The 24,880-nt window shown below is 30.7% G+C and carries 22 protein-coding genes and 1 rRNA gene; 4 read left to right on the forward strand and 19 right to left on the reverse strand.

Translation table 11 applies throughout. The features are described from left to right. The 6 genes from ABCM86_RS01520 to ABCM86_RS01545 form a co-directional block, all read right to left on the reverse strand. Positions 1-982, reverse strand: a 16S ribosomal RNA gene (locus tag ABCM86_RS01520); the annotation flags it as partial. Between the two features lie 613 nt (positions 983-1,595). Next, positions 1,596-2,651, reverse strand: coding sequence for a spermidine/putrescine ABC transporter substrate-binding protein (locus ABCM86_RS01525; RefSeq protein WP_195931672.1), 1,056 nt, complete (start codon positions 2,649-2,651; stop codon positions 1,596-1,598). Between the two features lie 69 nt (positions 2,652-2,720). Then, positions 2,721-3,503 (reverse strand): ABC transporter permease, encoded by a 783-nt coding sequence (locus ABCM86_RS01530; RefSeq protein WP_195931674.1) that lies wholly within the window; start codon positions 3,501-3,503, stop codon positions 2,721-2,723. Further along, on the reverse strand, positions 3,497-4,342 hold the full coding sequence (locus ABCM86_RS01535) for an ABC transporter permease (RefSeq protein ID WP_295764009.1): 846 nt from the start codon (positions 4,340-4,342) through the stop codon (positions 3,497-3,499). The genes ABCM86_RS01530 and ABCM86_RS01535 overlap by 7 nt, the downstream gene beginning before the upstream one ends. A gap of 52 nt (positions 4,343-4,394) precedes the next feature. After that, a complete protein-coding gene (gene potA / locus ABCM86_RS01540; protein ID WP_295764042.1) occupies positions 4,395-5,471 on the reverse strand; it encodes a spermidine/putrescine ABC transporter ATP-binding protein in 1,077 nt (358 codons plus the stop codon). 155 nt (positions 5,472-5,626) lie between these two features. Continuing rightward, positions 5,627-6,166 (reverse strand): XRE family transcriptional regulator, encoded by a 540-nt coding sequence (locus ABCM86_RS01545; RefSeq protein WP_007286148.1) that lies wholly within the window; start codon positions 6,164-6,166, stop codon positions 5,627-5,629. A gap of 674 nt (positions 6,167-6,840) precedes the next feature. On the opposite strand from ABCM86_RS01545, the gene ABCM86_RS01550 reads away from it, so the two are divergent. Continuing rightward, entirely contained in the window at positions 6,841-7,461 is a 621-nt protein-coding gene (locus tag ABCM86_RS01550; RefSeq protein ID WP_195930031.1) for a flavodoxin family protein, read from the forward strand. A 783-nt stretch (positions 7,462-8,244) separates the two neighbouring features. On the opposite strand, the gene ABCM86_RS01555 is transcribed toward ABCM86_RS01550, so the two are convergent. Together ABCM86_RS01555 and ABCM86_RS01560 are read right to left on the reverse strand one after the other, a co-directional pair. Next, positions 8,245-9,546 (reverse strand): hypothetical protein, encoded by a 1,302-nt coding sequence (locus tag ABCM86_RS01555; RefSeq protein WP_343003327.1) that lies wholly within the window; start codon positions 9,544-9,546, stop codon positions 8,245-8,247. A 483-nt stretch (positions 9,547-10,029) separates the two neighbouring features. Then, a complete protein-coding gene (locus ABCM86_RS01560; protein ID WP_337814821.1) occupies positions 10,030-11,364 on the reverse strand; it encodes an SH3 domain-containing protein in 1,335 nt (444 codons plus the stop codon). A 377-nt stretch (positions 11,365-11,741) separates the two neighbouring features. Here ABCM86_RS01560 and ABCM86_RS01565 point away from each other — a divergent pair, with 377 nt between their 5' ends. Further along, entirely contained in the window at positions 11,742-12,584 is an 843-nt protein-coding gene (locus ABCM86_RS01565) for a S1-like domain-containing RNA-binding protein (protein ID WP_295675882.1), read from the forward strand. A gap of 689 nt (positions 12,585-13,273) precedes the next feature. Here the strand turns inward: ABCM86_RS01565 and ABCM86_RS01570 are convergent. Together ABCM86_RS01570 and ABCM86_RS01575 are read right to left on the reverse strand one after the other, a co-directional pair. Then, positions 13,274-14,392: an aldo/keto reductase gene (locus ABCM86_RS01570; RefSeq protein ID WP_295778174.1), complete on the reverse strand. Its 1,119-nt coding sequence runs from the start codon at positions 14,390-14,392 to the stop codon at positions 13,274-13,276. Positions 14,393-14,408: 16 nt separating this feature from the next. Continuing rightward, a complete protein-coding gene (locus tag ABCM86_RS01575; protein ID WP_343003328.1) occupies positions 14,409-15,395 on the reverse strand; it encodes an aldo/keto reductase in 987 nt (328 codons plus the stop codon). Between the two features lie 555 nt (positions 15,396-15,950). On the opposite strand from ABCM86_RS01575, the gene ABCM86_RS01580 reads away from it, so the two are divergent. Together ABCM86_RS01580 and ABCM86_RS01585 are read left to right on the forward strand one after the other, a co-directional pair. Further along, entirely contained in the window at positions 15,951-16,343 is a 393-nt protein-coding gene (locus ABCM86_RS01580; RefSeq protein WP_295675872.1) for a GntR family transcriptional regulator, read from the forward strand. 97 nt (positions 16,344-16,440) lie between these two features. Next, positions 16,441-17,883, forward strand: a complete 1,443-nt coding sequence (locus tag ABCM86_RS01585) for a hypothetical protein (protein WP_343003329.1) — start codon at positions 16,441-16,443, stop codon at positions 17,881-17,883. A 92-nt stretch (positions 17,884-17,975) separates the two neighbouring features. On the opposite strand, the gene ABCM86_RS01590 is transcribed toward ABCM86_RS01585, so the two are convergent. From ABCM86_RS01590 to ABCM86_RS01630, 9 genes are all read right to left on the reverse strand, one after another. Then, entirely contained in the window at positions 17,976-18,257 is a 282-nt protein-coding gene (locus tag ABCM86_RS01590) for a DUF1292 domain-containing protein (RefSeq protein WP_195930038.1), read from the reverse strand. Positions 18,258-18,367: 110 nt separating this feature from the next. Then, positions 18,368-19,549, reverse strand: a complete 1,182-nt coding sequence (locus ABCM86_RS01595; protein WP_343003330.1) for a malic enzyme-like NAD(P)-binding protein — start codon at positions 19,547-19,549, stop codon at positions 18,368-18,370. A gap of 20 nt (positions 19,550-19,569) precedes the next feature. Then, entirely contained in the window at positions 19,570-20,133 is a 564-nt protein-coding gene (locus tag ABCM86_RS01600) for a Fe-S-containing hydro-lyase (RefSeq protein WP_195930040.1), read from the reverse strand. Between the two features lie 39 nt (positions 20,134-20,172). Beyond that, complete coding sequence (locus ABCM86_RS01605; protein ID WP_195930041.1) at positions 20,173-21,012, reverse strand: fumarate hydratase; 840 nt, start codon at positions 21,010-21,012, stop codon at positions 20,173-20,175. A gap of 157 nt (positions 21,013-21,169) precedes the next feature. After that, complete coding sequence (locus tag ABCM86_RS01610) at positions 21,170-22,006, reverse strand: DegV family protein (RefSeq protein WP_195930042.1); 837 nt, start codon at positions 22,004-22,006, stop codon at positions 21,170-21,172. Positions 22,007-22,254: 248 nt separating this feature from the next. Beyond that, positions 22,255-22,734, reverse strand: coding sequence for a Cys-tRNA(Pro) deacylase (gene ybaK, locus ABCM86_RS01615; RefSeq protein ID WP_195930043.1), 480 nt, complete (start codon positions 22,732-22,734; stop codon positions 22,255-22,257). A 24-nt stretch (positions 22,735-22,758) separates the two neighbouring features. Next, positions 22,759-22,968 (reverse strand): hypothetical protein, encoded by a 210-nt coding sequence (locus ABCM86_RS01620; protein ID WP_195930044.1) that lies wholly within the window; start codon positions 22,966-22,968, stop codon positions 22,759-22,761. A gap of 576 nt (positions 22,969-23,544) precedes the next feature. Further along, complete coding sequence (locus tag ABCM86_RS01625) at positions 23,545-24,138, reverse strand: hypothetical protein (RefSeq protein WP_343003331.1); 594 nt, start codon at positions 24,136-24,138, stop codon at positions 23,545-23,547. Between the two features lie 104 nt (positions 24,139-24,242). Next, positions 24,243-24,815 carry a hypothetical protein gene (locus ABCM86_RS01630; RefSeq protein WP_295734774.1) on the reverse strand — a complete coding sequence of 191 codons (573 nt, stop codon included), beginning with the start codon at positions 24,813-24,815 and terminating at the stop codon, positions 24,243-24,245. Positions 24,816-24,880 lie beyond the last annotated feature (65 nt).

Consider the following 24,880-nt stretch of genomic DNA (forward strand, 5'->3'; position numbering starts at 1 on the left):
ATGCGATTAGGCATCGGTCAAAAGGATGTCAAGCTTAGGTAAGGTTCTTCGCGTTGCTTCGAATTAAACCACATGCTCCGCTACTTGTGCGGGTCCCCGTCAATTCCTTTGAGTTTCACTCTTGCGAGCGTACTCCCCAGGCGGAGTACTTAATGCGTTAGCTGCGCCACCGAAGGGGGTAACCTCCGACAGCTAGTACTCATCGTTTACGGCGTGGACTACCAGGGTATCTAATCCTGTTTGCTCCCCACGCTTTCGTGCCTCAGCGTCAGTTACAGTCCAGAGAGCCGCCTTCGCTACTGGTGTTCCTCCTAATATCTACGCATTTCACCGCTACACTAGGAATTCCACTCTCCTCTCCTGCACTCAAGTCCTCCAGTTTCAAGAGCTTACTACGGTTGAGCCGTAGCCTTTCACTCCTGACTTAAAAGACCGCCTACGCACCCTTTACGCCCAGTAAATCCGGATAACGCTAGCCCCCTACGTATTACCGCGGCTGCTGGCACGTAGTTAGCCGGGGCTTCCTCCTCAAGTACCGTCATTATCTTCCTTGAGGACAGAGCTTTACGACCCGAAGGCCTTCATCGCTCACGCGGCGTTGCTGCATCAGGCTTTCGCCCATTGTGCAATATTCCCCACTGCTGCCTCCCGTAGGAGTTTGGACCGTGTCTCAGTTCCAATGTGGCCGATCACCCTCTCAGGTCGGCTACTGATCGTCGCCTTGGTGAGCCATTACCTCACCAACTAGCTAATCAGACGCGGGTCCATCCTGTACCGCCGGAGCTTTGATAAGAAAAACATGCGAATTTCTTATGTTATCCCGTATTAGCATACCTTTCGGTATGTTATCCGTGTGTACAGGGCAGGTTACCCACGCGTTACTCACCCGTCCGCCGCTCTTCTCCGAAGAGAATCGCTCGACTTGCATGTGTTAGGCACGCCGCCAGCGTTCATCCTGAGCCAGGATCAAACTCTCAAATAAAAGTTGTTTACCTGCTCAGACTAATCATTATCTGAAATATCTGGCTTGGTTTGTTGTTGGTTTTAATTCGTGTGAATTAAAGTTTATAATTAACCTACTGTTTAATTTTCAAAGTTCATTTTTTAAAGTGTTGTAACTCACTTAAGATTTTTAATTTATCTTGCTCGTTTCAACTTCTTTAGTTTAACAAAGTTTGATTTTTTTGTCAACCTCTTTTTTTCTTTAAGTTTTTAGCTGTTCGCTCATCTCTTAAAGACAAGTATAACTATACCACTCGATTTATATACCGTCAATACTTTTTCTGTATTTTTTTAAATAATTTTTCAAATATTTTTTAATTCCAAACTTTATTTCATGTTAATCAAGATATATTTCTAATTTTATCGAACTTTAATCTTATATATATAATTTAAATTCGATATATTCATCTAAATATTTATACTCCGTTTTTAATTTTTTTTAAACTTTATATTTAATTTCATTAATACAAAACTATATCATATAACTTAACAACCTCTGCCCCTGCTCTAATTACATTATCAAAAAAAGGAGTGCCTAAAATAGACACATTTATCTATTTTAGGCACTCCTTTTTATTATCTTATTTTTATTTCTAATTTGTCTTAATTTCTGTCCAGGCATCGTCATATAATTTCATCACGTTTTCTGGAAGATTTAAGAACACTTCTGTTTTATTTAATACTTTTTCGCTTGGGTATGCGACTGGAGAATTTTTCGTTTCTTCGTCTAACATGTCGTATACTCCTTGGTTCGGCGTAGAGTACTCTATGTAGTCTACGTTTTGTTTTGCTACTTCTGGGTCTAGCATAAAGTTTATAAATGCTTCTGCATAGTCTTTGTTTTCGGCAGTTTTAGGTATGCACATTGCATCTACCCATTTGTTTGTTCCTTCTTCAGGTATTGCATATGCTAAGTCTGGGTTTTCGTCCATCATAACTAGTGCATCTCCTGAATAAACTATTCCTATATCAGCATCTCCAGCTACTATTCTATCTTTTCCGTCATCATTTACGTATGCTTGAACTACTGATAATTCTTTTATTAATTCATCTTTTGCTTTGTTTATTTCATCTGGGTTATGGGTATTCATAGAATATCCTAGTCTTTTTAAAGAAATCCCCATTGTGTCTCTTACTGAGTCTAGTAGTAGGATATTTCCTGTATATTTTTTGTTCCATAATATATCCCAGCTTTTTGTGTCTTCTTTGTCTACTACTTTAGTGTTGTAGATTATACCGAAAGTCCCCCATAAATAAGGTACGCTGTATTCATCATTTGGATCGTAGCTTGGATGTTTAAAGCTATCCATTATTTGTGAGTAATTTGGTATATTTTTGTAATCTATTTTTTGTAGCATGTTCTCTTCTATTAATTTATCTACCATATAATCTGATGGGAAGATTAAATCGTATTTTGAAGAACCACTTTTTAATTTTTGGTACATTGCTTCATTAGTGTCGTATGTTTCGTACACTATTTCTATTCCTGTTTGTTCAGTAAATTTAGCAAGTAAATCTTGATCTATATAATCCCCAACATTGTATATGTTTAGAACTTGACTAGATTTTTTAGAACTACCACAACCAGTCAACATACTAGCTGTCATAGCAAATGTGCATATTAATGCAATTATTTTCTTTAACTTCATCTAGAAATCCTCCCTGTTTCACATATTTAATCTCATGTTGATTTAATTTATCTTTATAATGTATTTATATTAATTTTCTACTGTCTTTTTATTTCCAACAATATTTGAAGTTATTAGTAATGCTAAAACTACTATGAACATTAATGTTGAAAGAGCATTTATTTCAGGAGTTAAACCTCTTCTTGTCATTGAGTAGATTTCTATTGATAAGTTTGTTACTCCGTTTCCTGTTGTAAAGAAACTTATTACGAAATCATCTATAGACATTGTAAATGCCATAAGTGCTCCAGATATTATACCTGGTTTAAGTTGTGGTAATATTATTTTTCTAAGCGCATATGATGGTGTCGCTCCTAAGTCAAGGGCCGCATCTTCTATATTTGCAGGTAGCTGTGCTAACTTTGGTAACACAGATAATATTACATATGGTATATCAAATACTAAGTGAGATAAAAGCATTGTCCCCATGCCAAAGTTTACGTTTAAAAATACGAATAATGTCATAAGTGATACCCCAGTTACTATATCTGGGTTTAAAACTGGCAGATAATTTATATTAAGTAATAAATCTTTTCTTTTTTTGTTTCTCATCTTATGTATTCCTATCGCCGCCATTGTTCCGACGATAGTTGATATTATTGTTGCAGTTATTGCTACAAGTAATGTGTAGTAAAGTGCGCTTATTAGCCTTTCATTTTCAAATAAGGTGTGGTACCAATCTAATGTAAATCCATTCCAGACAGACATGGATTTTGAATCATTAAACGAGAAAATCGCTAAAGTCACTATTGGTAAGTATAAAAATACAAATACCAAAAATAAATATATGTTTGAAAAAATCTTCTTTATAATAGTAATCCACCGCCTTCCTTGTCATTTCCATTGCTGTATTTATTCATTATAGCCATTGAGATAAGTATTATAATCATCATAAATATTGATATTGCTGATCCAAAATGCCAATCTCCAACTGACATAAATTCTTGTTCAATTAAGTTACCTATTAAGTAGAATTGTCCTCCACCTAAAAGTTTTGATATTACGAATGTCGAAACAGCAGGCATAAACACCATTGTTACTCCTGATACTACACCAGGTAAACTAAGTGGGAATATTACCTTTGTGAAAACTTGGAAACTATTTGCTCCAAGGTCTCTCGCTGCATTTATTAAATCGTGGTCCATTTTTGATAAAACCGTATGAATTGGAAGTATCATAAATGGTAGGAAGTTATAAACCATACCTAATAAAACTGCTGTATCTGTATATAGTATATTTACTGGGCTAAGACCAACAAGTTTAAGTAAAGTATTTATAAATCCATTTCTACCTAATATAGCCGACCAAGCGTAAGTTCTAAGAAGGAAGTTCATCCACATTGGTAATATACAAAGTAAAAGAAGTATTCCTCTTTTGCTTGGTTTCGCTTTTGAAATAATATAAGCTGTTGGATAACCAACTATTAAACATAAAACTGTAGATATAAGTGCTAAAACAAGTGATCTTCTGATAACTTTAAAATACATTGGATTGAAAAATTTTTCAAAATTCGCCGTTGTAAATACGTATCTTCCATCTACTTGCTGTGTAAAACTGAAGAAAACTATTAAAATTAAAGGTACTACTATAAAAAGTACACTCCAAATTGCATAAGGAGTCGCTAATCTTGATTCAGATTCTTTTCTTTTCATTATTATCACTCACCTTTTAAAAATATTTATCAAATTAGTAGATGATAAATTATTATTGGATTACCTTTCTCATGATATGTATATCTTCAGGGTATATATCCATTCCTAACATAGTACCTTCTTCAGCCATTTTTGTATTATGGATAAACCAAGTTCTTCCGTTTTCTTCTACAGCTATTTCATAGTGAACACCCTTAAACACAACAGATGTTACTAAACCTTTTAACATTCCTTCTTCAGGAGAAACCATCTTGATATCTTCTGGTCTAATTACAACTTCGATTTCTTCATTTTTCTCAAAACCGAAATCAACACATTCAAACTCTCTTCCACAGAACTGTACTCTGTAGTCATCAATCATAATTCCATCTACTATATTACTTTCACCGATAAATTTCGCAACAAATGCATTTTTCGGCTCATTATATATATCTTCAGGACTTCCCATTTGTTGAATTTTACCCTTATTCATAACAACAATCGTATCAGACATAGTAAGAGCTTCCTCTTGATCATGAGTTACAAATATAAAAGTAATTCCTAATTTTTGTTGTATTTTCTTAAGCTCTCTTTGCATTTCTTGTCTTAATTTTAAGTCAAGCGCACCTAAAGGCTCATCTAAAAGTAATATTTTTGGCTCATTAACTAATGCTCTTGCAATAGCGATTCTTTGCTGTTGCCCACCACTTAAAGAATCAATCGAACGTTTTTCAAATCCTTCAAGTGCAACAAGTTTAAGCATCTCTTTTACCTTAACATCAATAGTCGCCTTATCTATTTTCTTTATTTTTAATCCAAACGCGATATTTTCATAAACATTCATATGAGGGAATAACGCATACTTTTGGAAAACAGTATTTACTTGTCTTTCATAAGGTGGGGTATCATTTACATTTACACCTTCGAACATAACTGCACCTTCATCAGCATGTTCAAAACCAGCTATTATCTTTAATGTAGTAGTTTTTCCACATCCTGAAGGTCCTAATAAAGTTAAAAATTCATTTTTCTTTATATCAAGATTAAGATTATCCAATACTAAAAGATCATCGTATTGCTTTGTTATGTTTTTTAATTCAATAATATTTTCTGACTGAGCTACATTTGACTTAGTCTCATCTAGCTTCATTTCTGAATTTGTATTATTCATAGATACACCTCTCTTCTCTTTTTTTGCACAATACTCATCATGCTTATAATTACTAACTTTTATTTTCAACGTAAATCCACGTCTATCTTTAATTTTTATTAAATTTTAATACTCAATACTTCCACTATCATTTTTTAGAAAGATGGTGGCGTACTTACCCATATTACCTTCGCAGTTGTCTTACCTGGGTTTGATATGTAATGATTCATTCTTGGCTTAAAATAAAAACTCTCGCCCTTCTTCACTTTATTGACTCTATCGCCCAAATGAAGAAGAATATTCCCAGCCACAACATAACCAAACTCCTCACCTTCATGAGGCTTCTCTTCTTTATATTGCCCTCCTGGATATAAAGTTATTATAATCGGCTCCATCATATTCTTTTGCGAATTCGGAATCAACCATTTTAAATGGTATTTCAACTCCTCATCCTCAGTCTCAAACATATCTTCCTTCTTAAAAGTAATTCTCTCCGGATCAATTTCATTAAAGAACTCTCTTAAATTAGTTCCTAAAATTTCTAAAATATCAATCAAAGTCGCTATCGATGGTGATGTAAGGTTGTTTTCAAGCTGCGATATGAACCCTTTAGAAAGTTCGCACCTATTAGCAAGCTCTTCTTGGGTCAACTGTTTTTCCATACGCATACTCTTTATCTTACTCCCAATATCCATACCTAGGCCTCCCATTATTATAATTTTTATTTAAATAAATCTTATTAAAAGTAAACTTTTTTCTTATATTGTTAAACTCGTTTTGTATTTTTCTAAACTCAAAGTTTAAAATTACTAAACTCACCATTGATATTATATAGCAAACATAACCAAAATTCAATGTTTTTATCAAAAAACCTAAAATTTATATAAAACCGATTAATCGTTCAAATTTCAATGTTTATTGCCCATTTTCTTTCCAAATCAATTCATAATATTAATTTTATAATTTAGTATATGTAACTTTTTTTAATTAATAATCTTATTTTCTCACAAAATTAAAATTTAACCAAAACTCTAAAATACAAAAAATCAAAATTTTAAAAATCTAAATTCTTCCTAAAATACATTGTCTAATTTCATAAAAATTTATTATCTACTACCTCAAAACTCATCATCTTGATATCACAAACCTACTATATTATTCTGCCTAAATCTCTCACTTTTATAACGAATAACAAAACTTCCAACAACTTCACTTCCAATAACTGCTATAATATTACTTATAAAATCATATAACTTACTTAAACTAAAAATAATTATGTAGTTAAATCAAATACAATCATTGATTTAAACTAACTACAATAATTTATTTACATATCAAAATATAAAAAATACTATTAGGAGGGAATAATATGAAAGTATTATTAATAAACGGAAGTCCAAAAAAAGCAGGCTGCACATTCACAGCCTTAAACGAAGTCTCAAAATCACTAAATGAAGAAGGTATAGAAACAGAAATATTCCAAGTCGGTGCAAAACCAATCGCAGGATGTATAGGATGTGGCTCATGTCGAAAAAAAGGAAAATGCATATTTGACGACGTAGTAAACGAATGTATGCCAAAAGCCAAAGAAGCCGACGCCATAATCGTAGGTTCACCAGTACACTATGCATCAGCTTCAGGCGCAATAACATCATTTATGGATAGATTATTCTACTCATCAGGCGGAGCCTTACAATACAAACCAGGCGCAGCCATCGCAAGTGCAAGAAGAGCCGGAACAACAGCAACACTAGACCAACTTACAAAATACTTCACAATATCAAACATGCCAGTAATAAGCTCATCTTACTGGAACATGGTTCATGGCAACACTCCAGAAGAAGTATTACAAGATCTAGAAGGAATACAAATCATGAGAACCCTGGGCAAAAACATGGCATGGATTCTAAAATGCATAGAATCTAGCAAAAAAGCAGGCATTCCAATGCCACAAAAAGAAGAAAAAATATACACTAACTTCATAAGATAATACAAACATCTAGTAAATAAGTCATCAGTTTATTTTAATAATACTTTAATAAAGTGGCTTTAATTTACTAGACCTATTAACCTTATAACATAAAAAGTGTGGAAAATTACCAAAACTACTTTTCCACACTACATACTTATACCTATATTTATACTTTTCCAAATCATTTACCTCATACTCTCCCCCTTCAAACTATTCCGCCTTATATAATCCAATCTTATAAGTCATTACATTTAATTTTAAGCCATTACATCTATCTTTAAGCCATTATGTTTCTATTTAACAACTTTGTGATACAAACTAAATCTGTATAATTCTTATCATTAACTTTTATATTTAGTTACATTATTCTATTTTAATTACTCTGTAATATAATTGGAGATACATTATAATTAGTGATAATTAGCTATATAATTACTGTGTAATTAATATTCTGGTAATCCTTATAGCTCTTATTTAACAACTTTGTGATAAATCCTTATACTATTCATAAATAAGTCTACTATACATCTTAATAACATTTTAATAAGATTTTAATAACATCCTAATCATAAACTTGAATTTATTGAATCTATCAATTATATGGAATCTATTAATTATATTAATCACTATACTACTATTAATTTTTATTATTAGTAATTCTATTGACCATATCAATTTCTAATATATAAATTTATTTTTATAAATTAAATTTATTAATTATTACTTTTTATAAGTCAAAAAAACAACTTAATCACACTATCTCCTAATACACATTTCTACTTACTAATACATATTTCTACTTCAAATAACTTCAATGTATCTATCTTGTATTAGTCTTTTTGTCATATATAATTGTTTTGTCGTAATTTCTATAAACAATTTATTTAATATCTTTATATTATTGATTTCCTTCATAATGCTCAAAAATGAATACCATGCTAAGTAATTATTCAAATATTTAGTTGCTACTCCATTAAAATTTTCAAGCCATTTAGATAATTTTATATGATGCATAAAAACATGTTTTACTGAATATACTGGCTCTGACATTCTACTTTTACTCTTTTTAAACTTAACATTAAGTTTTCGAGCTACTTCTCTATATAATCTACTATTAAATGCACATAATGTCACATTTTCACCTAATCTCCCGTCGAAAAACGATATTACATCCTGGCATTTTATCTTCTTTTTTACTTTATTGTATTTATACTTTTGCATATTTTCCATTTTATATCTTACTTCATCCTCAATTTGAGGTATTCTACTTTTTTCAAGCTGATATATTTCGTTTTTTATATTATTTTTTCTAGTATCTTCTACTATATTATTTCCGTTTACATTATTTTTTCTATTATTTTCTAACTCAAAATATGGATTTTCTATTATTCTTGTAAGTATATGGCCTTTTTTGTCTATCGCTGTATTAATTTTTACTTGAATTGATTTTATACCCCTTTCAGGATGTTTTGCAGAGTTGCTTGTATTCCTAAATGTCCATCCTACACACCTCGACAAATCTCTATATTGAAAATTATAAAAATATCGATCTTCATCAATACTTTTTTTATAACTTTTCCCCTTAAAGGATTCATTTAAATTATAGTCATCCACAGCTACAAGTCCTTCAAATATCTGATTTCTAAATGCTAAATTTAATATATCTAGTATTCTATGACGCATAAAAAATGACGTCGGTATGCTTACATCAACCTTTTCAGCACAATATTTTATGCTGCCACCTTCCACCATAAGACGACAATATTTTAGCCATTTATCAAGACTTAATTTAGTATTAGAAAGTGGCGAAAAGCTTCTTTCATCAAACGTAATTCTACAATTTTTGCATATATATCTTTGACGATTATTAGTAATTCCATTTTTACTTAAATCTTTACTACTGCATTTTGGGCATTTTATATAATTTCTATTATTATTAATTTTTTTATGTTTAATCCCCTTATAATACTCATCTTCTACCTTACTTTGAATTATTTCAACCCATATTTCCATTTCATTCCGAGATAAATCTTTCATCAAAAAATCTAAATTCCAACCTTTTAACCTTTCTCTTTTTTCCTTTAAATGCTTATGCATTTTCATATTTAAACCTCCATATTTATTTATTTTTTACTATTTTATTAGTTTATTATTACTTATTGTAGTTTGTGGTAATTTATTTTTTTAGGTCATTTTAAGTTGTTTTTATTTGTTTTAAGTTCCCTTCACTTTGTTTTACTTGTTTACTGATTTTTACTTGTCATATGGTGTATGTATACTATAAATTACATTAATTTCTATAAACTAACTGTAATTATATCCACATAATATATCATTATTCATACTTTCACAAAGTTGTTAAATAGAATCATAATGCCCCGCAGTAGGTATAGGCACAACAAAAAAAGAGATTGGTACTTTATTTTGTATCAATCTCTTTTTTGCTACTATTTATTATATTAAAAATAATATATCTTCTATTTTTCTAGAATTTATTTTTATTATTTTTTCTTATAATCTATTAATCTATTTTATTTATGTATAGCTACTTTCGTAAGCTACATTTACATTATACTTATCTTATACTTATTGCACGTTTATAACTGCTGTTTGTATGTTGTTATAGAATTTAGTACTGTAGCTATCTAGTATGTGAAGTCCGTCTGTTTCGCAGTTTATTAAAAATCCGTTGGCATCTACAAATCCGCTTGTTGTGTCTATAAATTTGACGTTTGATTTTGTATTGCAGTATGCTTTTATACTTGCGTTAAACGGATTAATTCTATTTTTATTGTAATTTGCAACTTGTGTATTGTTATATCCTGCGTATCCTTTTCCGACTGGAAAGACTCTTTGGACATATATTGTTTTATCTGAATATTTTTTAGATAATTTGTCTATTAATGTTTTTGTATCGGTTAAGTTAGATTCTCTAGAAATTCCATTTATGCCTATTAGTAAAACAATTCCTTTGACGTTGTTTGAGTCTGGCATTTGTGAGAAATTATCTAACCAGTAAGAAGGGAATGCTCCTCCTTTTGCTCTTACGTATGAATCTTTTGCTTTTGATTGTATTGTGTTTTTGATTCTACTTGTGAAAGAGTCTCCTATAAATAAGAAATTATTTAAATTTGTAACTGTTTGAGTTCCACCTGTTTGTGTCCCTCCTAATATTATGTAGTTTTTTGAAACGAATGCATAATCATTTTTATACATGATTTTATACCATGATTCTGTTTCGTCTACTATTTTAACTGTTGTGTTTTTTTCTAATACACCTAAAATCGTCGATGATGTACTTGGCTGTTGTCTTACATTAAGACGATCGGCAGTAACTGTACCTGTATTTTTAATAGTAACTTGTGTATTGTTGTTTTCTGTACTTCCGTTTGACGAATTATTCCCATTACTAGAGTTATTACTTCCTGTGTTTCCTTGGTTTTCGCTTGGTGAGTTCGACAGATAACTTGCCGATACATAAGCATAATTTCCATTGTAAATTATTTTAGACCATCCTAGTGAAGTACTTATAATGTGTACTTTTGTACCATTAACTAGACTTCCTTTTCTGGCGTATTCTGTTCCTGGACCACTTCTTACATTTAAAGTGTTACATCCAATAACATATCCTTCTGTTTTTGCTTCGTTATATATGCTCGATACATATGCACCAGAAACGTAACCTGTTGTATTTTTGTAGTTAACTTTTAGCCAATTTCCTGTTTTGTCTACGATTTTTATATCGTTTCCTTGTAATACTTGACCAATAACAGAATATGTTGTGGCAGGTCCGCTTCTCACATTTAATGCAGTTGCTGTAACAATCCCCGATACAGTTGTATCAGCATAACTCAAATCCTTGAATCCAATTGTAGTCATTAAACCCAAAGATATTGCAAGAGAAATTATTTTCTCATTCATACCATTCCCCGCTTTCTTATTTAATTTTAGCCTCTCTACATTATATAACTTTTATTTAAATATAATTTAAAGTTACATTGTATTATTGAGTATTTATTTCAGCAATAAAATATTATACATCATTTTTCTTGTTTTTTCCTCAAAAATAAATATTTTTTCATTTTATTCCTAATTCTGCGATAAAATTCTACTTTTACATATAATATTCGTTATATTTTCTTCTTTTCCTTCTAATTTTTCTTAAATTCGCATAATTAATTAAACTTCAATTTAGTTATTAATTTAATACCATCAATAATTACTTTGATAAAAATATATAATCCATGTATAATAGGGATATAATAATAGGTAGTACTAGCGGAAAAGGAGATAAAACTTTGATTAAATTAGGTGAATACAATAAATTAATAGTAAAAAGAGAGACGAATTTCGGATATTTCGTCGGCGAAGAAGGATCAAATTCAAACGATGACGTTTTATTACATAACAGACTTCTTAATAAACAAAAAGTAGAAGTTGGTGATGAGATAGAAGTCTTCATTTATAGAGACTCAGAAGGTAGACTTTCTGCTACTTTAGAATATCCAAAAGCAAAATTAGGTGATATAGCTTACTTAAAAGTAGTTGCACACACTAAAATAGGTAGCTTTGTCGATGTTGGACTTCCTAAAGATATCTTAGTTCCTTTCAAACAACAAACTTTTGAAATGACTAAGGGTCAAAGATATTTATTCTACATATATCTTGATAAAACGGGAAGACTTGCGGCAACAACTGACATTTTCCCATATTTATCAACAGAATCTGATTACAAAATCGGCGATACAGTAGAAGGTATTGTTTATGGATTCCAAACTAACAACACTGCAATGTTATGTGTTGACAACAAATTCGATGCTATAATATTAAACAACGAATATTTCACAGAGTTAAATATCGGTGATAAACTAGAAAACTTAAGAGTTATAAAAATATATGAAGACGGAAAATTAGGCCTTTCTCCAAGAGGTGAAAGAGCTGCAGAATTAGATACTCTTGAAAAATCAATAATGAGTTACTTAGAAGGAAACGACGGTTTCATGAGATTTAACGATAAATCTTCTCCAGAAGAAATCAAAACAGTATTTAATTCAAGTAAGAAAAACTTCAAAAGAGCACTTGGTGTTCTAATGAAGAAAAACCTTATAACTCAAGACGAAAGCGGATGCCATAGAGTTTAGATTTTAGATGAATTATCTTGTATAAAGATAAATAACTGGTATAAATAGTTTAGATAAATACTTTAAATTAGTAGAACATAAAGCTTTAGATAAATAAACTAAAAAGGATGCACGAATAGATTAATACTATCTGAGCATCCTTTTTTAATATACAATTTGTAAAAAAATAAATCTTTATCTAAAAATTTACGATCTTAATTTTTAATCGCTTTAATTAATATCTTCAATTAATCATCTTAATTAATACTTTTAATAACCTTAACTAATACTTTAAATCTAAACACATTGCAAAGGCAATTCCAATCACTCCCATATTAAAATATATAGCGAAGATTATCGAAAATATAAATCTTCCCAAAACAGTCGATGCAATCGAAACAATCATTGTGTATTTTACATCGCCAGTCGCTCTAAGCCCATTGCTAAGAGGTCCCGAAAATGGAAATGCAACAGTATAACCAATGACTCCTTTTCATAATGAGCTTCATACTTCTTATTAAAAAGAAGTACCGTAATCACAACTGATGAAAACGCCCTCGCAATCAAAGAAGGATATGCAACCCCTGCAACTCATGCATGTAAAATAAATACCCCTATAAAATTCCCACCAACATCACCAACAGTTGCTCAAAGAATAGGGGCACAATTATATTTTTTAAATCTTTATTCGAAAACTATTCTTGCTACTGTTATAATAATTCTTTTGTTACTCGCTTTAACTGATCTATTATATGGATATGTTGTGGGCAAACAGCTTCACATTCTCCACATTGAAGGCATTCTGAGGCATTTTGCTTTCCATGTCCGCCAACTAGCCAACCTTCCTGATGTTGTGCTGCTGCCTTATTTCCATACAAAATAAGTTGATTCAATGCAGTAAATGAACCCGAAATTCCAATATTATTAGGACAGACCTTTGCACAATAATTACAAACTGTGCATGGTACAATGTCGATTTTACTTAATTCTTCTTGTGCTTTTTTGATAACTTTCATTTCATCTTCTGATAATCCGTCAAAATCCTTCATATATGACAGATTATCTTCCATTTGTTCGACATTGCTCATTCCTGATAAAACAGTAATTACCCCTTCTAAATTAGCTGCAAATTTTATTGCCCAAGATGCCACAGATGTATTTGGATTAGCTTGTTTGAATATGTCGACTACCGGCTGTGGTGGTGTGGCCAACATTCCGCCTTTAACAGGCTCCATAATTACAACTTCCTTGCCATATTTTCTCGCCACTTCATAACATGCTCTCGACTGAATGGCTGGATTTTCCCAGTCTGCATAGTTTATTTGTAACTGTACAAACTCCATCTCTGGGTGTGCTTTTAATATTTCTTCCAACTCTTCTGGTGTTGAATGGAATGAAAAACCAATATGTTTGATTAACCCTTCTTCTTTCTTTTCTTTTACAAAATTCCACATATCAAACTTATCGAAAAATTGTGTACGGCTTTCTCCCAAATTATGTAGAAGATAAAAGTCGAAATATCCCGCACCTGTTTGTTTTAAAGATGTTTCAAATTGTGAAATAGCCTCATCTCTTGTGTTGCAATTTATCCAAGCTGCGTTTTTTGTCGCTAATTGATATGATTCTCTTGGATATCTTTCAACCAACGCCTGTCTTATGGCATCTTCACTTCCTGCATATGCCCAAGCTGTGTCGAAATAAGTAAACCCATCATCCAAGAATTTATCGACCATTACTTTTGTTTGCTCTATATCTATTTTTTCATCCTTCATCGGCAAACGCATTAAACCAAATCCTAATTTTTTAATATTTTCCCCTAAATTATTCATATTGCCCCCTTAAAATCTATTTATTTTGTGCCATAACTCCAACTAACTCGTGTGGCATATATAATTCCTCTAAATATTTCATCTCTTCATCAGTTAATTCAAGCTCAACTGCCTTAACTGCTGTATCTATGTGATGTTTCTTTGTCGCGCCAACTGTTGGAGATGTCGTCTTTTTAATAAGCCATGCCAGAGAAACTTCACTCATTGAAACTCCTCTAATTTGAGCAATTTCTTCTACCCTGTGTATAATTTTCAAATCAGCATCAGCAGTTGCATCATATTTTCCTTTTGCAAAACTGTCCTCTCTCATACGTTTCGACTCTTCGCCAGGATGTTTCGACAATCTTCCTGATGCTAAAGAAGAATATGGAGTCAGCGCTATGTTTTCTTCCTTACACAAAGGCACCATTTCTCTCTCTTCTTCTCTAAAAATCAAGTTATAATGGCCTTGGATTGATATAAATTCCTCCCAACCATTTTGTCTCGCTATTGCATTTGCCTTAGCCAGCTGATATGCATAACAATTTGAAATTCCAATATATCTCGCCTTGCCCTGCTTAATAACATTATGTAGGCCTTCCATGATATCTTCTATAGGCGTATTATAGTCCCAAAAATGATATACATAAAGATCAACATAATCCATTTGTAGTCGTTTCAAACTAGCATCTAGACAATTTTCAACATGTTGCTGACCACTTATATTATTTTTAATTTCACTTTCTGTTCTAGGGACAAATTTTGTCGCAATAACAACATCTTCTCTATTTGCACATTCTTTTATAATTCGACCCAAATATTCTTCACTCGTACCACCCTGATATCCCATAGCAGTATCAAAAAAGTTAATTCCACTTTCCAAAGCATACTTTACAATTTCCTTTGACTCTTTATATGGTAAAGTCCATGAATGCATCCCCTTCTTAGCATCACCAAACCCCATACACCCTAAACATATTCTAGATACCTTTAAATCCGACTTTCCTAAAGTAGTATATTTCATAACTTCCCCCTTAATACCAATGTTTTTTTTAATTTACATTTTTCTATATTCCTGATGACTTTATATTGCTATTATTTTTTCCATTTTTTACACTATACTACTTTGAGTTCACTCCAAGTCAACATATTTTCGTAAAATTATTATATTTTTTCTCAATGCAATTCTATTTAACAACTTTGTGATAAAACACTTTATTGAATATACTACTGTTTATAATAACTATAATTTTCTTGTGTTAATAAACACTCTATCAGATTCTCTAGTTTTTTCATAAAATATATAAATTAATCATAGCGCTAAAACCTATATAAGTATTTTACTTAGTATAAAATGATTCCTAATTTATATTTATCACAAAGTTGTTAAATAGAAACCTATTGGTTCCAATAGTAATAGTAATAGTAATAGTAATAGTAATAGTAATAGTAATAGTAATAGTAATAGTAATAGTAATAGCAATTCTTTGGAATTTATTTCATTGCATTTTTGTATTGTTTGTATTACTATATATAATATAAAAGTTAATTATTTACATATATTATAAGGAGGTCTGTTATGATTTTAAAACTTGATTTTGAAAGTGAAATTCCAATTTACATCCAACTTAGAAATCAAATCGTGGTAGCAATAGCTCATGGTGAGTTGTCTCAGGGTGAGAAACTACCTACTATCAGAAATTTGGCTGAAGATCTTGGGATAAATAATATGACTGTAAACAAAGCATATGCAATGTTAAAGCAAGAGGGTTTTATTTCAATCGACAGAAGACATGGTGCAAAGGTAAACCCCATATTAACGCCTGATTTTGAATTTAAAGAAAAGCTTGAAGACGACTTATCTCTTGTTATTTCAGAGGCAGAAATCAGGGGAATGAAAAAAGATGAATTTATGAAAATATGTGAAAATATTTTTGATTCTATGAAGAAATTAAAGCCACAAAACGATTAATGTTTAGAATATAAATATGTAATTTAGTATTTAGAAGGTATACAGTAAGCTTATTTCTTATAATGTACTAAATAATTTATGAAAGGTGGTCACTCTTATGACTATATTTAAAATCATTATGATAGCGTGCATTTTGATTGTATTTATAACAATATTTATGAGTTTGCGCTCTGCAAATAAGCCAAAGAAAAATATGTTTATGGCTGTAACTTTACCATACGATGTTTTGGAAAGTGACTTCATAAAACAAATTCAAAAGGAGTATAAATCGCTATGTAACAAAGTTTACTTGCTTATGTTAGTCACTGCTATCCCGATTATATTTCCATTTTGGATTCTAAACAATATAACTGTTTATATATTTTATACAATGATATGGTCTTTAGGTTTTGCTTATTATGGCATAACACCATTCAAACTTATGAACAGAAAAGTAAAGGCTGAAAAAGCGAAAAATAACTGGTTTGTCGGCGAAAAAAAAGTCGTTTATTGTGATACTAAGACCACTTTACTAAAAAACTCTATGCCAATAAGCAATAAATACTTTTTAATCCCAATTTTAATAGGAATTATTCCTTTAATAATATCTATTAAAAACTTTTCATCAGAAAATATAGTTTTTTTAATAATAGCAATTTTAAATTTAGGGGTAATTGTTTTGCTATTTTACTTTGCAAAATTATTTAATAAGAATAAATTAAAAACTTATAGCACAGATTCTGAGATTAATTTTATTTTAAATAAACAAGAAAAACGCCTGTTTTCTATATATTTTTTGATTAATGCTATTGTTGAGTCCCTTACTTTTCTTATCTTTTATTCAATGTTTTTTGAATATATAGATTTAAAATTCTCAAACATAATGGTAATTTCAATACTTATATTATCAAGTGTCGTTGCCATAGGAATTATATATATTAAGAAAAAAATAAATGATTTAGATGAAGAGTTAAATGCTAAAAACAAGAATTCCGAAATAATAGTAGATGACGATGATTATTGGATTGATGGGATGTACTACTATAATCCAAATGATTCTAGCAAAATAGTGAGCAGTCGTTTTGGCTATAATATGACTTATAATCTTGCTACAAAACACGGCTATTTTATGGGTAAAAAACTTGATAAAATAGTACTAATTGCTACATTTATTCTTTTGGTGGTGTTGATGGTTCCTGCAGAAATTTCAACTATTTCTATGTCATTTAGCAAAAACCCACCTAATATAAGTATCTCCTCATTCCCATATTCTTATGAATTAGATTATAAAGATATCGAGAATGTAGAATTAACAGATGAACCAATATCATTTACACTTAGGACTAATGGTATGGCCACTGACACAAAATGTATAGGTAATTTTAAAAGTGATAAATACGGAAAATGTAGAGTTTATCTTTACTTTAAAAATAAAGATGATAATCCACCATATATAGTAGTAAAACTAAAAAATAGTAAGTTTGACTATTTGATTTATAATACTAAAGATAGCCAAAGTACAAAAGAAGTTTACACTACATTAAAAAATAAAATCAATTAGAATCACCGCATTCATAGCTCAATTAAAAAAAGACACATTTATATGTGTCTTTTTATGTATAATCTTAATTTTTAGTATGAACAAAATAAAATTTAATCATCATAATTATTTATAAATCGTTGGATTAAATCCTTACATTTTTGAGTAAGTTCCCTGCACTCATCCTCTTTTAAATGAACTAAGAGTTCGCCATGGTCACTATCTCTCAATTTAAATACTAAAATTTCATTTTCGTCTTCTTCGTCTATAGAAAATTCAGTATCAACTGGAGACAACATTATATAATGCTCTCCTTCTATTTCTATTGAAAATACTTTTTCGAAAGTAGTTTCAACACCGTTCTGATCCCATAAAACAATTGTGTTTTCATCCATAATTCTCTCCTCAATTCATCTATAAATTAATAGATATTATCGGCACTTCCTTAAATTTCTGTGCAAGATACATCTTTATAAATTGTATGAGTTATAAGAGAAAAATATGTCTATATTCTAGCTACACCTGTTTCTCTAGCTGCCTTAGCAACTGCTGCTGAAACTTCTTGTCCAACACGTGGATCAAATGCATCTGGTAGTACAAATTCTGTTGTTAATTCCTCGTCTTTTATTATTCCAGCGATTGCATATGCTGCTGCAACTTTCATCTCTTCGTTGATTTCACTTGCTCTAATATCTAATGCACCTCTGAATATTCCTGGGAAAGCAAGCACGTTATTTACTTGGTTAGGGAAATCTGAACGCCCTGTTCCAACTATAAATGCTCCACCTTCTTTTGCTTCGTCTGGGAATATTTCTGGAGTTGGGTTAGCCATAGCAAACACGATTGATTTTTCTGCCATAGTTGCTACCATTTCTTTAGTCATCATTTTTGGAGCAGAAACACCGATAAATACGTCTTTTCCTTTTACTACATCTGCTAATTTTCCTTCTTGGTCGTTTTTATTAGTCACTTCTAACATTTCTTTTTGAGCCCAGTTTAATCCTTCTGATTTTGAACATAATGCTCCATTTATATCACATAAAACTATATCTTTTACGTTTAAGTTTAATAACATTTTTGCAATAGCCATACCAGCAGAACCAGCACCATTGATTACTATTTCTAAGTCCTCGATTTTTTTGCCAGCAAGTTTAGCCGCGTTTATTATACCAGCAGAAACTATTATCGCAGTCCCATGTTGGTCATCATGGAATACTGGTATATCTAATTCTTCTTTTAATCTATTTTCAATTTCGATACATCTTGGTGAGTTTATATCTTCTAAGTTTATTCCCCCGAAAACAGGCGAAATTAATTTTACAGTTCTAACTATTTCGTCTATATCCATAGTATCTACACATATTGGGAATGCATCAACACCGGCAAATTCCTTAAATAATATTGCCTTTCCTTCCATAACTGGAATAGATGCAGACGCGCCTATATTCCCAAGACCTAAAACAGCAGTCCCGTCAGATACTACTGCAACCATATTTGACTTACAAGTATATTTATAAACATCGTCTTTGTTTTCTTTTATTTTTAAACATGGAGCAGCAACCCCTGGAGTATAAGCTGTAGATAAATCATCTTTTGTCCCAACTTTAACTTTACTTTGTATTCCTACTTTTCCTAATTTTTCTTCGTGCATTGTTAATGCTAATTCATTGAAATCTTTTTTTGTCATAACTTCCTCCGCATTTAATTTTATTCATTTGTAGCTTTTGTAGTTTTTGCGTATTCTTCTCTCTTATCGTAAATATTATTCCCTTCACAATCAATCGCTACAATAAGTTGTAAATCTTCTACTTCAAGTTTTCTAACTGCTTCTGCACCCAAATCATCATATGCGATTATCTCACATTTTTTAATTGAGTTAGATATATAAGCTCCTGCGCCGCCGATTGCAGCTAAATAAACAGCCTTATATTTTTTCATTCCTTCAATTACAGTGTCATTTCTTTTTCCCTTGCCTATCATTATTTTTAGGCCCTTTTCTAAAAGAGGAACTGTTAAATCGTCCATACGATAACTTGTTGTCGGACCTGCCGAACCTATCACTTCGCCAGGCTTGTTTGGAGTCGGCCCAACATAATAAATAGCCTGACCCTCTATATCAAAAGGAAGTTCTCCTCCTTCTTTAAGTGCGGCAACCATTCTCTTATGCGCTTGGTCTCTTCCTGTATATAAAACACCGCTCATCTTAACGACATCGCCACATTTTAATTTTTCTATATCCTCATTTGTACATGGAGTTTTTAATTCAACCATAATCCCCCTCCTAATACCTAATGCTAAATTTAGCACTTTTTACAATATCACGCTTTTATGTCTTGAAGCATGGCAATTTATATTCACAACAACTGGAAGACCTGCTATATGAGTTGGGAAAGTCTCTATATTTACAGCAAGTGCTGTTGTTCTTCCTCCCAATCCTTGAGGCCCTATCCCAAGGTTGTTTACCTCTTCTAACATTTCTTTTTCCAAATCTGCTATAAATGGATCTTTGTTGTGTTCGCCAATTTCCCTAGTTAAGGCTTTTTTTGCTATTTGGGCACACTTATCCACAGTACCTCCAATTCCTACACCAACAACTATCGGTGGACATGGGTTTGGTCCAGCTTCTGATACTACATCAACTATAAATTTTTTTATTCCATCTAGCCCATCTGATGGCTTTAACATTTTTAGTTGACTCATGTTTTCACTACCAAATCCCTTTGGCGCGTAAACGATTTCAATATTATCACCTTTAACCATATCATAATGGATTACTGCTGGTGTGTTGTCCTGAGTATTTACTCTATCTATCGGACTTACTACAGATTTTCTAAGGTATCCTTCAGTATATCCTAGACTTACGCCTTTGTTTATGGCATCTGTCAAAGTATCTCCTTCAACTTTAACATCTTGGCCAACCTTTACAAAAAACACAGCCATTCCTGTATCTTGGCAAATTGGAATCTCCCTTTTACATGCAATTTCTGCATTTTCAATTAATATATTTAATACATCTTTACCTAAGTCACTCTCTTCTTTTTGAAGATTTTCTCTAAATGAATCAACAACATCTCGACCTAAGAAAAGGTTTCCCTCTATGCACAAACGCTTTACTTCTTCAGTAATTTGAGCAGAATTAATAACCTTCAAGCGAACATACCTCCCCGTGAATTTTCTGATTATTCGTCTTCTATATAACACTTTATCATTATTTGGAATATAAAACAAGTTTTTTGAAATCTGAAATATATAAAAAGGGATATCTACAATTTCATTATTGTAATATCCCCCTATTATTTTTATTAATTTATTTTGATATATATGCCACTCCAAAAGCTCCAGGACCTATATGAGTTCCAATTGCTGCTCCTATTTCCCTTGTTGATTCTTCTGAAAATTGAAACTCAGGTTTACATGATTCTTTAAATGAATCTAAATTTTTTATTATTCTTGTATATGCAAAATCTGCTGCATAATTATAATCAGGCTGGTTTTCTTTCATATAATCTACCATAAATTTTATAGATTTTTTGTGACCTCTAGTCTTAGCGAGAACTTCTACACTTCCATCAACGACAGATATTACAGGAGTTATTCCAAGTACCCCTCCTACTATTGCTGAAGTTGCAGATAATCTTCCGCCTTTTTTAAGATACTTAAGAGTATCGACTACTGCAATTAATTTCACCCTTGGTATGAGATTTTCTATTTCTACTTTTATTTCGTCTACACTTTTTCCTTTGTCCCTCATTTTGACAGCTTCCCTCACAAGCACAGCTAAACCCATACTTGCATTTAATGAATCTATTATATGTATTTTTCCGTCTTCAATCATATCAGATGCTATAATTGATGATTGATATGTACCGCTTAATTTTGATGATATAAATATCCCGACAATTTCATCACCTTGTTTTATATATTTTTCAAATACTTCTACAAATCCACCTGGATTTGTTTGTGATGTTTTCGGCAATTCGTCACATTCTTCCAATCTTTTATAAAATTCGTCGTGGCTTATATCTACACCATCCATAAAAACATCATTTCCGAAAATCACATGCAATGGAACTACTTCCACTCCTAATTCTTTTGCTTCTTCTATAGTTATATCACTCGCACTATCTGTTATTATGCGTATCATGAATAAAACCTCCAGTCTCAAATATATTTTCTAATTTCCCTAATATTTTTATTTTGTTTATCTGTTCTGTTAAATAATTTTATACAAAAATTATTTAGATGTCAATACTATTTGATAATCAAAATATTTGCGTATTAAAATTATTTATTTTAATTATCTTACTAATCATATAGCTTACCTTACTAAATAATATATCTCATCAACAAAAAAAGAGGATATTTCACCGAAATATCCTCTAAACACAAGTTCTATTGTATTATGTCTGCATATTTAAAATTAGTTACCTTTTGTAAATCTTCAGGTTTTAATTCGATTTGGTATCCAATTTTTCCTGCACTAACTATTATAGTATCTAGCTCTTTTGCCGTTTCATTGACAAAAGTTCCATATAACTTTTTCATTCCAACAGGAGAACACCCACCTCTTATGTAGCCTGTTATCTTGTTGATATCTTTAACATGAATCATCTCTACACTTTTTTCGCCAGCTGCTTTAGCTGCTTTTTTTAGGTTTAGGTTTTGATCGACAGGTATTACAAAAACATAGTATTCTTTGCTGTGTCCTTGAGCTACCAAAGTTTTATAAACTTGTTTTGCATCTCTTCCTATAGCATGTGCGACTGTAATTCCATCTACATGTTCGCCATCTGTTGTATATGAATGTGTATCGTAATCTATTTTATTAGAATCTAATATTCTCATTGCATTTGTTTTTACCTTTTTTGCCATCTTGCCCTCCAAAAAAATTCTTATCTATTTAACTTCATCTGTTGTCGTTGTTTTTTTCTTAAAGCTTAGTTTAAAATAAGCAAAAGCTCCAACAGCAAATGATATGATTGTAAACATTACTTGATTTACATTTGTCCCAATTGATATAAAATAAAAAGCTACTGAGCAATAAATTATAGCCATAGTAACATACGCTATTACATCTGATAAACAATTAGTTTTTGATTTAAACATATTAAACACCTCCCAGTAATATGCCACGTTGGTGTGATTTAAAAACCACGATGTAATTATTTAAGTTAGAATATAAAAACTATATTTATTATATATAAATATACTTACTCCAACCTTAATAAATTATTAATATTTTCTTCCTTTAAGTTCATTATAGATAAAGGTTAATCATCTTGCAATTTATTTTGACTTCTTTTAAATGAAAATAATTCAAAATAAAAACAACCTAAAATCTAAACTACATTATTGATTTTAGCCAATGCGTCCTTAAATTAGTCACATTTACCATATTTTTTCTTGTTCCTAATATTATATCACTTAATCATTTGATTGTTACTTATAAATTATCTTTTGAAAGGCTGTATTTTAAATAGATATTGTTTTTTAATTTACATGAAATAATATTTTAAACGTATATACACTAAGATTTTTATTTATATACACTAAAAAGTAGGGGTATATTCCCCTACTTTTGATTCATATTAGATTAAAATTGTGAATATAGTTTTTTAATAAATTATTATCTTTTGACATATTTATTAATTTATTTATACCCATAAATTAATAATATAAAACTTATTCACCTTCATTTTGTGATATTTCATTTAAAATACTATATACATTGCTACTTTCCCCAATATTCCAATGATCTTTAAATACTCCGTGTTTTGCTTGAACCATCTCAGCTTGTATATCTGCACCTATGTATTTACCTTGATAATTGTTAGCATTTTCACTCCCTAGAACCTCAAAATATATTCCAGTTACAAAAGGAACTGTTGAATTTGTTGTATTACTTACACCGTTTGTATAATAGTAATATCCGTCTTCTCCATATATCCAATTTTCATCAAGTCCTTCTATTTTACACAATTCTTTTTTATCTTTATTTCCATTTGATGTAGAACTTACAAATCCATCAATTTTTACCCTTAATAAACTCGTTGCTGTCGATTTTATATTAAACTGTATTTCATCACATATTTTGTCACCTGGTAACAATGTATTTTCACTCGGAATATTTTTTATACTTATATCTCCATCAACTGTCATAGCTTGGTTTGATAAACTCTTATTACCTTTCCAGCTAAAAAACTTGTAACCAAATCCAATTGATACTGGTATTAAAATCGCCAACAATACAACTAATATTTTTCTCCTTTTTTTCAATAAAACTCCCCCTTATAAGTTTAAAATATTTTACACTATTTCTTGCTTACTGAAATATCTTTACACCATTTCATACTTTTAGATTAATTTTTATTTGTCAAAATTTAAAATGCCTTACTACTTGCCTCTACTCTCACCACAAGCTGAGCCTGTTTATGAATTAAACTCATTTTTTCTGATTTATTTATATTTAATTTTATTCCCGAAATAAGTTTATTCTCTAAAGTTCCTCCTTTCTTTATAGTCGTTTTATAGTAATAATATCCGTCATCTGACTTTTCCCAATAGTCTTCATCCAGAGTATTATTTTTACTATCATATTTTATTTCACAAAATGAATTGCTAAACTTATACGCCGTATTCGCCTTAGTATTGTCTAAAATAATCGGTACAACAGCTACCCTCACATATATCTCACAATCGCTGTTATTTTCTATATCAAAATCAATATCTATCTCATAATTTTTCACATCATTTTTTATAAGTTGATCTAAATTTTGTATATTTATTTTTTTCTCACCTTTAAAATCTCCTTGAATTGTAAAATCTATATTAGCTGTTTTTTGAGTGATATCTTTTGAGAATTTATTGAAAAACATAGCATATAGTTTCCCATAATTTGTAGATATGACTACTAAAATAGTTATCGTCACTATAGCTATAATTAGTTTTTTCATTTTATCACCTTTGTTTCTAAATAGTTTATTCAAAAGTAAAATTCACTTTTTTCTTAACTAGTCTA

It is taken from the genome of Clostridium sp. 2218st1_F5_2218SCRN_220325 (assembly GCF_039062665.1).
In the GTDB taxonomy this organism is placed as follows: Bacteria; Bacillota; Clostridia; order Peptostreptococcales; family Peptostreptococcaceae; genus Intestinibacter.